General features: G+C 54.0%; 12 protein-coding genes. 9 read left to right on the top strand and 3 right to left on the bottom strand.

Annotated elements, in window-relative coordinates:
* Window position 1: 1 nt before the first annotated feature.
* Entirely contained in the window at window positions 2-343 is a 342-nt protein-coding gene (locus FDP13_RS05265; protein ID WP_143838927.1) for a hypothetical protein, read from the bottom strand.
* Window positions 344-475: 132 nt separating this feature from the next.
* On the opposite strand from FDP13_RS05265, the gene FDP13_RS21640 reads away from it, so the two are divergent.
* A complete protein-coding gene (locus FDP13_RS21640; protein ID WP_181000722.1) occupies window positions 476-652 on the top strand; it encodes a hypothetical protein in 177 nt (58 codons plus the stop codon).
* Window positions 653-1,168: 516 nt separating this feature from the next.
* A complete protein-coding gene (locus FDP13_RS05260) occupies window positions 1,169-1,579 on the top strand; it encodes a hypothetical protein (RefSeq protein ID WP_234424381.1) in 411 nt (136 codons plus the stop codon).
* A gap of 291 nt (window positions 1,580-1,870) precedes the next feature.
* Here the strand turns inward: FDP13_RS05260 and FDP13_RS21635 are convergent, their stop codons facing one another.
* Window positions 1,871-2,038, bottom strand: coding sequence for a hypothetical protein (locus tag FDP13_RS21635; RefSeq protein ID WP_199886304.1), 168 nt, complete (start codon window positions 2,036-2,038; stop codon window positions 1,871-1,873).
* A 739-nt stretch (window positions 2,039-2,777) separates the two neighbouring features.
* Between FDP13_RS21635 and FDP13_RS05255 the strand changes: the two genes are divergently transcribed.
* Window positions 2,778-3,683 (top strand): MBL fold metallo-hydrolase, encoded by a 906-nt coding sequence (locus FDP13_RS05255; RefSeq protein WP_143838926.1) that lies wholly within the window; start codon window positions 2,778-2,780, stop codon window positions 3,681-3,683.
* 172 nt (window positions 3,684-3,855) lie between these two features.
* On the opposite strand, the gene FDP13_RS05250 is transcribed toward FDP13_RS05255, so the two are convergent.
* Entirely contained in the window at window positions 3,856-4,740 is an 885-nt protein-coding gene (locus FDP13_RS05250) for a LysR family transcriptional regulator (protein ID WP_033577604.1), read from the bottom strand.
* A 97-nt stretch (window positions 4,741-4,837) separates the two neighbouring features.
* Between FDP13_RS05250 and FDP13_RS05245 the strand changes: the two genes are divergently transcribed.
* From FDP13_RS05245 to urtA, 6 genes are all read left to right on the top strand, one after another.
* On the top strand, window positions 4,838-5,497 hold the full coding sequence (locus FDP13_RS05245; RefSeq protein ID WP_143838925.1) for a DsbA family protein: 660 nt from the start codon (window positions 4,838-4,840) through the stop codon (window positions 5,495-5,497).
* Between the two features lie 31 nt (window positions 5,498-5,528).
* The gene (locus tag FDP13_RS05240) at window positions 5,529-6,104 is read left to right on the top strand and encodes a flavodoxin family protein (protein ID WP_033577602.1); all 576 of its coding nucleotides are present in this window, start codon (window positions 5,529-5,531) and stop codon (window positions 6,102-6,104) included.
* Window positions 6,105-6,440: 336 nt separating this feature from the next.
* The gene (gene atzF, locus FDP13_RS05235) at window positions 6,441-8,243 is read left to right on the top strand and encodes an allophanate hydrolase (protein WP_143838997.1); all 1,803 of its coding nucleotides are present in this window, start codon (window positions 6,441-6,443) and stop codon (window positions 8,241-8,243) included.
* Entirely contained in the window at window positions 8,236-11,850 is a 3,615-nt protein-coding gene (uca, locus tag FDP13_RS05230; RefSeq protein WP_143838924.1) for an urea carboxylase, read from the top strand. Before atzF ends, uca begins: the two co-directional genes overlap by 8 nt.
* An 11-nt stretch (window positions 11,851-11,861) precedes the next feature.
* Window positions 11,862-12,563, top strand: a complete 702-nt coding sequence (locus FDP13_RS05225; RefSeq protein WP_027712572.1) for a GntR family transcriptional regulator — start codon at window positions 11,862-11,864, stop codon at window positions 12,561-12,563.
* Window positions 12,564-12,627: 64 nt separating this feature from the next.
* A complete protein-coding gene (gene urtA / locus FDP13_RS05220; RefSeq protein WP_143838923.1) occupies window positions 12,628-13,899 on the top strand; it encodes an urea ABC transporter substrate-binding protein in 1,272 nt (423 codons plus the stop codon).
* Window positions 13,900-13,997: the final 98 nt, after the last annotated feature.

Here is a 13,997-nt window from a genome sequence, read left to right as displayed (position 1 = left end):
ATCACTTCCTCCCTGTCATGGCAAACTGTCGGAATGCGTGATAGGCGGCGGCATTCATACCGGGGCGATACTGGCTATTTAACGCTTGAGCAATAAATGATTCCACTTCACGGGTCAGGGAGATGATTTCCTGTTCATCAGAATAGCGTAACGCCACTTTAAGCAGGTTCGTACAATACTCCTTACGCTCCTGTAAGGAGCGTGCTGCACGAGGCTGCTCAAATATGCCAGCGCTGGCACATTTAGAAGTATCGCCATCAATCATTACAAAGCGGTCAGCGCTGACCGGTTCAGCCTTTTTTGTGGTTATCCCGCTATTGCGGTTAGAATTGTGGTTAGCCATCTTCGTTCCTTAGTAACGGTGGTGGTTAGAGGCTCGGATGTGCTGGAACACATACCGAGCCTTGCTTTACTTGATGCTATGCATTGGTGTACATTTGCAATCATTGAATTCAATATACACCGAGGTAATGCAATGTCAACCAATGACAACCAAAAAGAAAGGCACACCGTACAATTACGTTTAGACGCAGATCTATCGGAACGGTTAGCACTTGCAATGAAAGAAGATGGTGATGATAACAAGGCGGGATGGATTAAAAGGTTACTTCGCCGTGAGTTGGATAAAAGGGGTATCACCCAAAAACAATAATTTTATATTTATTAAGTGATTACCATAATTCATCTATTCCGCCAATCAAATCGGGAAACGTTTTCCAATTCAACAAGCTCCAGCTTTATATGATGCCTGTGGTTTTACTCAAATGTTGTGTTACAGCGCTTTCGCCTTTGTCTGAAAACACCAAACGGTTTGGGAAAACCGGTAACGGTTACCACTTTCAGGAAGGTTTTAAAACGTGCGACGTCGCACGCTCTTGGTAAGCATTCGAGCATTACTATGCTTACCCAAAAGCGAAAGCGCTTTCGCCTTTGCCTGAAAACACCAAACGGTTTGGGAAAACCGGTAACGGTTACCACTTTCAGGAAGGTTTCAAAACGTGCGACATCGCACGCTCTTAGTAAACATTCGAGCATTACTATGCTTACCCAAAAGCGAAAACGTTTTCGCTTTTTTAAAACGGCAAGCGCCTGCCGTTTTTAGGTTGTGTGATTCAAGAAGCGCAAGCGCCTGCGCCTTTACCCGGAACCGGCCACCGCGCAGAATCTGATGGCAACGGTTAACAGCCAGTTTAACGACGAACGTGACTTGTTGAATCAGTTACTGGGCCAAGCGCAGATGGCGGAGGCCTTCTCCAAATTTTCCAAGACCGTCTTGACTTCAAAGATGGCATTTGTAAAAGAAAATAAACTTTATCAATCACTTAAAGGTAAAAAAGGCCAAGACGGTCTTGAGTTTTCGGGAACATGGGCTGAGTTTTGTAATCTGCTGGGATATACCCCTGAACACGCCAATGAATCAATAAGTAACCTCCAATCTTTCGGAGAAGAAGCCCTGGAATCCATGTCCCGCATGGGTATCGGCTACCGCGAGCTGCGTCAGTTTCGCCGCCTGCCGGAAGACCAGAAAAGTGCCCTGATTGAAATGGCCAAAGAGGCAGATCAAAAGCGACAGCGCTGACGCTTTTGAAGTGATAACTATTTCAACCAGTCTGATATCGCTATTTTTAAAACCGTTCAGCGCTGAGCAATATGATGGCTTTCTGATGACTCAAAAGCGACAACGTTGTCGCTTTTGAGTGATAGCTATCTTTAACCAGTCTGATATCGCTATTTTTAAAATCGCTCAGCGCTGAGCGGTATGATGGCTTTCTGATGATTCAAATATCCCGACTCTGGGACATTCTCAGCCAACGACAACTCAGGATTTTAAGGAGATATGAATGGCAAGATCGCAAGTTATCTGATGGAGTTAAAGCAAGGCAGGCTTGTTTGACGACGACAGGCTGAGCATAAATTTTCTCTGAATTTTTCGACAGCCTGATTTTTTCACATGCTGTAAAAGTGTTTCACTGGTTCCGTTCCACAACGTCCCGTCAGGTACCACAACATCCCATTTATCTTGCTGTACCTTGTCCATTTATCTCAATCCCCATCATCCGTTATGGCGGCGCAGCGCGCATCAGGCATTTATCCGTCATATTTCAGGCTGGCTGTATTAACCAGCCTATCTTAAGAGCCACCCTCTCAAGGCCGCAGCGAGCGGCGTTCAACGCGGCTCCCGGCAGAGTTGCCGTTCCCCTACATCTGGCCTGAATAAGCTCATCGGGATGACATGAGAGACGTCCTGTCTCTCACCGGAGGCCAGCCGTTGGCGGGTCAGATTCGTTCCCAACACCGGAATAACCTGTGCTGAATGGAGGGACTCGGCATTAGCTGGGGCCGTACACGTTGACTTTCCGTCGGCAGTTTCTGGCAATTCCGCTCGCTTTCGCTGCGTTTCAATAATTCCCATAGTTTCAGTATCTTGCTTTTAGCCAGCCGCGGATTGCTGGGGGATGTCATTCAGCGATATGGCACATCGCTGCTTGCACTGGTTACGCGTCGGGAGCACGACGGCACCATCCATTTGCTCGTTTTATGCGACAATATGTCTATTGAAAGGGGATATATCTTTACCCGGTGCAACAGTATATTTTTAAAACCGCGCAGTTAACTGAATGACAGCGATAGGCTCTAAGTCGCTATCCTGTTTTAGTTAATGTAGACCGGGTGAATTATTATTTTCTCATTAAATTTCTGCCAGACTTTGCGCTGATTATATTCAGCCAGATCTCTGAGTATTAACTATGAGCGACTAACTTACTATCGGGGTTAATATGTTTAACATAACCAGTCTTGTAAAAAATGTAGCCGTAACGACTTTAATGCTTTTATCCGCAACGGCATACTCTGCTGCGCAAGAGAAACGCCCGCTCGAATGGGTAGCATTCAAAACTAATGAGGCAGGTTTCCTGCGCGCTCCTGTTCTGATAACGGGTAAATCCGAAGCCGTATTGATTGATTCGAGTTTTAATTATTCAGACGGTAAAATTGTTGCAGATGCAATCAAATCCAGTGGTAAGAAGTTGACCACTATTTATATTACAACCAATGATCCGGATTATTATTTTGGTCTGGCACCGGTGCGGCAGGCATTTCCTGATGCCCGTATTCTCGCCGCGCCAGATACCGTTGCATTGATGCAGAAAAAAGCGGAGGGGAAAATCAAAACATGGGCCGGTACGTTGGGTAAAGATGGCCCGGCTTCTGTTTCTGAGTTGATTTTCCCTGAAGCAAGCACGATTAATACGCTCTCTGTAGACGGTGAGGCGCTCGAAATTATCAACGAACCGGGTCTTAAAGATCGTGGCCGCTATATTTGGGTGCCATCACTGCGTGCCGTATTTGGTGGTGTTGCTGTATTCGGTGGTATGTATCCTTGGGTTGCGGATACTCCAACTGTAGAGGATCGTAATGCCTGGCGTGCGGCTTTAGATAATATTCTGGCCCGAAAACCAGCAGTTGTGGTGCCAGGCCATGTCACAGCCGAGTCGCCGTTGGATGTATCAAACGTCATTTATACACGTGATTACCTGGCGGCATTTGATGCCGAAGCAGCCAAAGCCGCAGATTCAGCTGCGCTGATTACCGCAATGAAGAAGCGTTATCCTAACGAAGCGATGCCTGTTTCTCTCGAACTTGGCGCCAAAGTCGCTAAAGGTGAAATGACCTGGGGGAAATAAACGATACCCTCACTCATTCGCGCAGCAGGACAAAAACGCTTTGTGTTGTTTAAAACACAAAGCGTTGATTGTTTAGGAAGGCCCAGGGATGTGCCGGGTCATTAGCCGATACCCTTGCAACGTAAAGCCGAATATATTTTCAGACCCGCCGCCTTAATACGTTTATCGTTTTTCAGGGAAGCCGTAAATTTTCAACCAGATAATCAATCAACACACGCTGTGCCAGCGGCATTTTTTTATGAGTCAGGTAGACGGCGCTGACGGTAAGTCGTTCAACACTGTAATCAGTCAAAACAGGAATGAGACTGCCTGATTGTATTTCGTGTTCAACCGCGAACCGAGGAAGGATGGCAATGCCGGCCCCGAGAAGGGTGGCCCTTAACAAAATCGCGGCTTCGTTGGTGCTCAGGTTACCACTGACCGGCACCTCTATCATTTCGCCGTTTTTACTGAAACGCCACATACTCTGCCCGAAATAGGTGTATGTCAGGCAATTATGCTTTTTTAAATCATTTAAATTGTCAGGGTAGCCATTTTTTTCCAGATAAGCCGCGCTTGCACAGATGACGGATGAGCAGTACCCCAGATTTCGTGCATAGAGATGAGGATCTAATACGCTGGATACACGTATCGCCAGGTCGATGCCTTCTTCTGCAAGATCAACCGTACGGTCAAGCACGTTAAGGTCGACCTGAATTTCCGAGTGCAGAGACAGAAAATTGAGCAGTAATTCCGTCAGGCAGAACTCGGCGAAAATAGAATTAGATGCCAGCCGCAACTTTCCCTTCGGTTTTGTCACACTATCAGGCCCTAACTCGGCAAGATTGCCGGCCATTTGCTTGATTTCCCCACATACGATCAAGGCTTGCTCACCGGCTATCGTCAGGCTGAGTTTACGTGTTGTGCGATGCAGAAGCCTTGCTCCCGTCCACTCTTCCAGCAGGGCGATGTAACGCGACGCCATTGCCCGGGATAGCCCTAGGTGTTCGGCAGCCGCGGAAATACTGCCGCGTTTAACAGTCTCTGAAAAAACCTCAAGCGCAGTAAAACGGTCCATTCGATCACCTCATGCAACAATGTGTCTACTGTAGCCCTGTTTTTCGTCTTTTTAAATCCAAATATGATGGAGGCACTTGGTTTAAGAGATGACAAACATGCAAATCGACAAATTACAGTACTTCTTTGATCCGCTGTGCGGATGGTGTTACGCAAGCGCTCCTGCGCTTGAATATCTGGCAAAAACATATCCAACACAGCTCGAGCTATTACCCAGCGGACTGTTTTCCGGGGACGGAGCCCGGATTATCAATGCGCAGTGGGCAACACATGCATGGACAAATGATCAACGCATCGCCTCGCTCACCGGGCAGCGTTTCAGCGAGTCATATCACGCGCTGCTGCATAGCAATGGGCGGTTTGACTCGCAATATCTGAACCGTGCTTTGACCGCGTTTAAACAGACGGCACCTGCCGCCGAAGCCGGCCTGCTGCATGAGCTGCAAATTTCACGCTATATACATGGCCTCGATACCTCTCGTCGTGATGTGGTTGCTCAAATTAGCCGTGAATATGCACTGCGGCACCGGCTGGATATTCCAACCCCTCTTATTTCTGACGAACTTGCCGACGGTTCCAGGCTGAGCGAAATAACCCATAAACGCATCAACAACGTAAAAGCCTTGATGGGCGCGCTCGGGGTGAGCGGCGTGCCGTTATTGCTTGCGACAGTCAATGGAAAAACTCACACCGTGAGCGGCTATAGCCTGTACGGCGGTCCCCAGTCTATGCGCGATGCGCTGGAACAACTGTCCTGAATTTCAACATTCATTAACAGAGGTAATTATCATGACAAAAGTAGCAGTCGTTTTTTTCAGCGGTTACGGTCATACCGCAAAGCAGGCTGAAGCTGTAGAGCGCGGAGCTCGTTCAGTATCCGGCGTCGATGTCACCGTCTTGAGAATTAATGAACAGGGTGAACTTCCGGAAGGGGGTTTTGAGTGCCTTGCCGCGCAAGACGCCATTATTTATGGCTCACCAACCTATATGGGCGGCCCGCCGTGGCAATTCAAAAAATTCGCAGATGCGACGTCAAAATTATGGGTGAAACAAGAGTTAAAAAATACATTGGCGGCCGGTTTTACGAATTCCGCAGCAGTGAACGGCGATAAACTTTCTACCATCCAATATCAGTGGATTTTGTCACAGCAGCATGGCCAGATCTGGGTAGGTTTAGGTCAGTTACCTGCCAACAAAAAAACCAGCGGGCCTGATGACATCAACTGGTCAGGAGGGTTTGCAGGCGCGATGGCCATTTCACCGTCGGATGCATCGCCAGAAGAGGCACCACGCTCCGGTGATCTGAAAACCGCGGAATTGCTTGGTCAGCGCGTGTCAGAAATAGCAGCCCGCTTCCGGGGTTAACGATATTCAGCTTGTTTTCGGAAATTATCACTGCAATCGGCGTATGCACCCTGATTAATTCAGGGGGCATACCCGTCATATTTCAGAGCCTTGCCCTGGAGGGGCAACGCAACTCGAATTATTGGGGGTATATACAGCCATAACTTATTATTTTGACCTCTGCCCATTCCCAATAAATATGCACTGTCATTGCGCGCACAATGTTCTGAAAGAGTGCGTATTAATGCCATAAATACAATCCGGTTATTTAATTTTTAATTAAAAAACAAAAGGATATTTTATTGGCATGTGAATTGCTAATTGAACTCCATCTAGTATACCAGTAGGAATTCAATGATGGCGTTGATGACAGGAAAAACACTGACGGCATGGCAACAGCAAATCAGACAGGATAGTGATGCCGTTTTTGCTCGCTTAAAAGACCATATTGATGCCTTATCGACGCAAGACAATGCCTGGATTGCGATCGCCAGCGAAGCGCAGTTGCAATCTCAATTAGACGATTTACTGCCGCTTTATCGTAATCACCCCGACGCATTACCACTATTCGGTATTCCCTTTGCGGTAAAAGACAACGTGGATGTTGCCGGTTGGCCAACCACGGCAGCCTGCCCCGGTTTTGCCTTTATCGCGCAGCAGGATGCGACGGCTGTCGCCAAACTCAAAGCGGCCGGGGCGATTGTGATTGGCAAAACCAATCTCGATCAGTTCGCGACCGGGTTGGTGGGAACACGCTCCCCGTATGGTGCGGTGCCCAACACCTTTAATGCCGATTATGTTTGCGGCGGCTCCAGCTCGGGCTCGGCTTCTGTCGTGGCGCGCGGTCTGGTGCCGTTCGCGTTGGGAACGGACACCGCCGGCTCTGGCCGCGTACCCGCCGGTTTTAACAACATCGTCGGCTTAAAACCGACCAAAGGGTGGTTATCGGCGAAAGGGGTTCTGCCCGCCTGTCGCCTCAATGACACGCTCTCGGTGTTTGCGCTGACGGTGGAAGATGCGTTTTATATTGCATCGCTGGCGGGGGGCGCGGATACCGACGATGCCTATTCCCGTGTTAACCCCGCAACGGCACCGGCGGCGATCCCGCACAATCCGACCTTTGCTGTTCCTTCGGAATTGACGTTCTTTGGGGATGAGCAAGCGCAAGCCGCCTGGTTGAGTGCGCTGGCGGAGTTGCGAGACAGCGGCGTAACGCTCAAACCGATTGATTTTTCGCCGTTTCGCCAGCTTGCCGAGCAGCTTTATCAGGGGCCGTGGGTGGCCGAGCGCACCGCGGCGGTGGGCGACATGCTCAACCACCCGGAGCAGATGGACGCCACCGTGCACACCATTATTGCCGCCGGGTTGAATTACAGCGCGGTGGAGGCGTATCAAGCCGAATATTTACGCGCCGAGCTGGCGCAAAACATTCAGCGCACCCTGAACGAGGTTGATGCGCTGGTGGTGCCCACCTCGCCAACCATCCATACGCTGGAAGAGATGAAACAGGAGCCCATTCGTTTCAACTCGCAGTTCGGAACCTACACCAACTTTACCAACCTGGCCGACCTTTCCGCGTTGGCCTTGCCTGCACCGTTTCGTCCCGACGGGCTGCCTGCGGGCATTACGTTGATTGCCCCGGCCTGGCATGACCGTGCGCTGGCGGATTTCGGTCTGCGCTGGCAGCGGCAACTGGCCTTGCCGTTGGGGGCCACCGCTCAGCCCTATCAACAAGACTCTGCACGCTTGCCCGCCTCTTTACATCATGTGCGCGTTGCGGTGGTGGGGGCGCATCTGCGCGGAATGCCGCTGAATTTCCAGCTCACTCAGCGTGATGCCGTGTTTGTTGAAGCCACGGAAACCGCACCGTGCTACCGGCTGTATGCGCTGGCGAACACGCAGCCCGCCAAACCGGGTATTGCGCGCCAGGCGTCGGGCGCGGCGATTGCGGTGGAACTGTGGGATATCCCGCTCGCCCGCTTCGGCGAATTTGTGGCGGAAATTCCCGCGCCGCTGGGCATCGGCTCCCTTGAGCTGATCGACGGGCGTTGGGTAAAGGGCTTTATTTGCGAACCGGCGGCGCTGAACGACGCTACCGACATTACGGAATTCAAAGGCTGGCGTAATTGGGTGACTCGTCAGGAGAGCAAACATGTTTAACACCGTACTGATTGCCAACCGTGGTGAAATTGCCTGTCGTGCCATCCGCACATTGAAACGTCTGGGAGTTACCAGCGTAGCGGTGTATTCCGATGCGGATAAAAACGCTGAACATGTGAAGCAGGCGGATGTGGCGCTGGCGCTGGGGGGCGAAAAAGCCAGCGACAGCTATCTGCGCATCGACAAGATTATCGCTGCGGCACAGCACAGCGGCGCACAGGCCATCTGGCCGGGATACGGCTTTCTTTCGGAAAGCCTGCCGTTTGCGCAGGCTTGTGAAAACGCGGGGATAGTGTTTATCGGGCCGACGGCGCAACAGATTGGCGAGTTCGGCCTCAAGCACCGGGCGCGCGAACTGGCGGCGCAGGCCGGCGTGCCGATGACGCCGGGCACCGGGTTGCTCGGCTCTCTGGCGGACGCCCTTAGCGCGGCGGCGCGCATCGGTTATCCGGTGATGCTGAAAAGTACGGCCGGCGGCGGCGGGATCGGCCTGACGCGTTGTGCCGACGAACCGGCGTTACGGCAGGCATGGGACAGCGTGCGGCGACTGGGTGAGCAGTTTTTCAGCGACGCCGGGGTGTTTGTCGAGCGTTGCGTCGATCACGCTCGCCATATCGAAGTGCAAATCTTTGGTGATGGCAAAGGCAACGTGGTGGCGCTTGGCGAGCGGGACTGTTCTTTGCAGCGTCGTAACCAAAAAGTGGTGGAGGAGAGCCCGGCGCCGCATCTGCCTGCGGCGACCCGCGACGCGTTGCTGCGCGCGGCGATGCAACTGGGCGCATTGGTGAATTATCGCAGCGCCGGGACGGTGGAATTTATCTACGACGCCGGTCAGGACGCGTTCTATTTTCTTGAAGTGAACACCCGTTTGCAGGTTGAGCATCCCGTCACCGAGTGCGTGACCGGGCTGGATCTGGTGGAGTGTATGCTGCGCGTCGCTGCGGATGAGCCCATCGACTGGGCGCGTCTGAAACAAGCGCCGCAAGGGGCGGCCATTGAGGTGCGCCTCTACGCCGAAAATCCGCTGAAGAACTTCCAGCCAAGCCCCGGGGTATTAACCGAAGTGGCTTTCCCGGCGGGGGTACGCATAGATTCCGGCGTGACGACCGGCAGCGAGGTGTCGGCGTTTTACGACCCGATGATCGCCAAATTGATTGTACATGGCGCGGACCGCGCCGAAGCGCTGGCAAAACTACAGGCGGCGCTTGATGCCACCCGTTTGCACGGTATTTCCACCAATCTGGATTATCTGCGTCAAATTACCGCCGGCGATGCTTTTCAGCAGGGGCGTGTCTGGACGCGGATGCTCGACGGCGTCATCGCCCAATCGGCGGTGATTGAAGTGATCCAGCCCGGCACCTGGAGCAGCATTCAGGATTATCCGGGGCGTCTGGGCTATTGGGATATCGGCGTACCGCCGTCCGGCCCGATGGATGATTTCGCTTTCCGCCTCGCCAACCGCATCGTCGGCAACCATGAGGCGGCGGCAGGGCTGGAGTTCACCCTGCAAGGCCCGGAATTGTTGTTCCACAGTGACGCGTTAATCGCGCTGACCGGGGCGGACTGCCAGGCCACGCTTGATGGCGAGGCGGTGCCGCTGTGGCAGCCGGTGAGTGTGACGGCGGGGCAGACGCTGGCGCTGGGGCGCGCGCTGCGCGGATGCCGCGCTTATCTGGCGGTGCGCAATGGTCTCGACGTGCCGGAGTACTTAGGCAGCCGCTCCACCTTTGCGCTGGGGCAGTTCGGCGGCCACGCCGGGCGTACGCTGAACGTGGCGGATTTGCTACCGATCTCACATCCTGAGCGGGCTGCCTGTACCACGCCGGCACCGGTGAGCGAACCACAAGCGCTGCCGGCATCGTTGATCCCGACGTATGGCGAGGCGTGGCGAATCGGGGTGCTGTACGGGCCGCACGGCGCGCCGGATTTCTTTACTCCGGCGGCGATCGACGCGTTTTTCGCCAGCGACTGGCAAGTCCATTACAACTCCAACCGCCTCGGCGTTCGGCTGGTTGGGCCGAAACCGAGCTGGACGCGTCCGAACGGCGGCGAGGCGGGTCTGCACCCCTCGAACGTGCACGACTGCGAATACGCGATAGGGGCGATTAACTTCACCGGCGATTTTCCGGTGATCCTGACGCGCGACGGCCCAAGCCTCGGCGGTTTCGTCTGCCCGGTGACTATCGCCAAAGCGGAGTTGTGGAAGGTCGGGCAGGTGAAACCCGGCGATCGAATTCGTTTCTACCCGATAAGCGTAGAAGAGGCGGTTGCGCTGGAACACGCGCAGGAGCACTGCATTACGACGTTGAACGCCGGTCGCGTCGCCGCGTTTGCCGCGCCCTCTCTGGCTGATCGTGACGGTGTTTCGGCGGCGGCGCTGGTATCGCTGCCTGCTACCGCCGCAGCCCCGGCGATTGTCTATCGCCAGGCCGGGGATAACTACCTTCTGATTGAGTACGGCGATAACGTGCTGGATCTGGCGTTGCGTTTGCGTGTTCACCTGTTGATGGAACAACTGCGCACGCGGGCGCATCCGGGTGTGAAGGAGCTGTCTCCCGGCGTACGTTCGCTGCAAGTTCGCTACGACAGCCGGCAAATTAGCCAGTCGGCGCTGGTGACGTTACTGCTGGAGCTTGAGACGCGCATTGGCGACGTCAGCCAGATGAAGGTGCCGTCGCGTATTGTTCACATGCCGATGGCGTTTGAAGACAGCGCCACGCTCGATGCCGTCGGCCGCTATCAAGACACGGTGCGCGCCAGTGCGCCGTGGCTACCGAATAATGTTGACTTTATCCAACGCATCAATGGGTTAGCCAGTCGCGATGCGGTAAAACAGACCTTGTTTGACGCCAGCTACCTGATTCTGGGGCTGGGTGACGTCTATCTCGGCGCGCCGTGCGCCGTACCGGTCGATCCGCGCCATCGCCTGCTGAGTTCGAAATATAACCCGGCGCGCACCTTTACCGCAGAAGGCACGGTAGGCATCGGCGGGATGTACATGTGCATCTATGGCATGGATTCTCCCGGCGGTTATCAACTGGTGGGGCGGACATTGCCTATCTGGAACAAATTCCTGAAAAACGAGCAGTTTCAGGCCGGGGAGCCTTGGTTGCTGCGCTTCTTTGATCAGGTCCGTTTCTATCCGGTGAGCGAAGCGGAACTGAATCGGTTACGTGATGATTTCCGTGAAGGACGCGCGGCTATCCGGATCGAAGAGACGGTGTTTGATTTTCAGGCGCATCTGCAATTCCTGCACACCCATGCGGCAGACATCGCGGATTTTCGTGCCCGTCAGGCCGCCGCTTTTGAGGCTGAAGTCGAACGCTGGCAGCAGGACGATCAGGCCGTGCTGGAAACCTCAGTCCCTGACACGGCGGAGGTTGCCGACGACGAGGCGTTGCCGGTACGTGCCGACATGAACGGCAACGTCTGGAAGGTGCTGGTCACGCCGGGGAGCCAGGTTGATGCCGGTCAGCCTCTGATCATCGTCGAGGCGATGAAAATGGAACTGGCGATTAACGCGCCGCAAAGCGGCAAAGTCAAACGCATTGCCTGCCAGCCCGGTCGCCCGGTCAGCCCCGGCGACGCGCTGCTGTGGCTGGAATAACGGAGGCGCCGATGGTGAACGAAACAAGCCGAAAAAAACGCCCGGTGGGGCTGGCGGAACGCATCTACCATGAGCTGAAAAACGACATCTTCGAGTTTCGCCTCATGCCTGGTGCGCATTTCAGCGAAAACGACATCTCCGAGCGGATGTCCGCCAGCCGTACTCCGGTGCGTCAGGCGCTGTTCTGGCTGGAGCACGAAGGCTACGTACAGGTTTATTCCCGCAGTGGATGGCAGGTAAAGCCTTTTGATTTCAATTATTTCGAGGCGCTGTATGACTTTCGTATCGTGCTGGAGCGGGAAGCGGTGAGACGCCTGTGCGGTATGCCGCCCGGCGTCTGCTCAGAACATCTGGCGCCGTTGGTCGGCTTCTGGATTGATGCGCCGCGTATGGTGCCGGGCAAAGCGTTATCGCAGCAGGATGAGTGCTTTCACACCACGCTGGTCAGCGCCGGCGGTAACAGTGAAATGACGCGCGTTCATGTGGAGCTAACCGAGAAGATGCGCATCATCCGTCACCTTGATTTCACCCGTGAAGACCGGGTGGAGGCGACTTACAACGAACACGCCCGGATTTTACAGGCGATCCTGCAACAACAGACAGAGGAGGCGCAGCGCATTCTGACCGGGCACATTTCCCAGAGCAAAGCCGAGGTCAGGAAAATCACCTTACACATGCTCCAGCAGGCCAGTTTACAACCCGTTTCATCGTAGTCATGGTCCATCCCGTCGTAGGGCGGGGAATCGTCATACACCAACATCAACCAGGGGTTTTGTAATGAAAAGACGTTCTTTACTGAAAGCATTTGCCCTGTCCGCCACCTTTTTGAACATGGGCTTTTCTTTGCAGGCAACCGCTGCCGACACCATCAAAGTGGGGATCATGCACTCCTTATCGGGCACCATGGCTATCTCGGAATCGCCGTTAAAAGACGTGGCGCTGATGACCATTGATGAAATCAATGCCAAAGGCGGCGTGTTGGGTAAAAAACTGGAGCCGGTGGTGGTCGATCCCGCCTCTAACTGGCCGTTGTTTGCAGAAAAAGCCCGCCAGTTGCTGACGCAGGACAAAACCGCCGTGGTGTTTGGCTGTTGGACGTCGGTATCGCGTAAATCGGTACTGCCGGTGTTTGAAGAACTGAACGGTTTGCTGTTCTATCCGGTGCAGTATGAAGGCGAGGAGATGTCGCCGAACGTGTTCTACACCGGTGCCGCGCCTAACCAGCAGGCGATCCCGGCGGTGGAATACATGATGAGTGAAGACGGTGGCGGGGCAAAACGTTTCTTCCTGCTGGGCACCGACTATGTCTATCCGCGTACCACCAACAAGATCCTGAGAGCGTTCTTGCACGCTAAGGGCATTCAGGATAAAGACATCGAAGAAGTCTACACCCCGTTTGGTTACAGCGACTATCAGACCATCGTGGCCAATATCAAGAAATTCTCCGCAGGCGGTAAAACGGCGGTGATCTCCACCATCAACGGCGATTCCAACGTCCCGTTCTATAAAGAGCTGGCGAATCAGGGCATTAAAGCGACTGATGTCCCGGTGGTCGCCTTCTCGGTAGGGGAAGAAGAACTCCGCGGGATCGACGCCAAACCACTGGTCGGCCATCTGGCGGCGTGGAACTACTTTGAGTCGGTGAGCAACCCGGCCAACACGAAGTTTGTTGCCGATTACCGCGCTTACGCCAAAGCGCACAAACTGCCGAATGCCGATAGCGTCGTGACCAACGACCCGATGGAAGCGACTTACGTCGGCATTCATCTGTGGGCGCAGGCGGTTGAGAAAGCCGGCACTACCGACGTCGATAAAGTACGGGCGGCGATGGCCGGGCAGACATTTGCCGCGCCGAGCGGCTTCACCCTGACTATGGATGCCACCAACCATCACTTACATAAACCGGTGATGATTGGTGAAATCGAAGAGAACGGCCAGTTCAACGTCGTGTGGCAGACCGATAAACCGGTGCGCGCTCAGCCGTGGAGCCCGTACATCGCCGGCAACGACAAAAAGCCGGATTACCCGGTGAAAACCGGCGGTAAATAAGCCCGTGCGCTCAGTGACGGGGGCTGCCTGGCCGCCCCTGTCAGTGGTTGAATGTGCCGGCCAGGCCGGATAAGCATCACCGGATAACCATCAAAAGA

Source organism: Dickeya sp. ws52 (assembly GCF_007210685.1).
GTDB lineage: Bacteria > Pseudomonadota > Gammaproteobacteria > Enterobacterales > Enterobacteriaceae > Dickeya > Dickeya chrysanthemi.
Note: the sequence above shows the minus strand (reverse complement) of the source record. Positions and strands in the feature narration are given on the sequence as shown.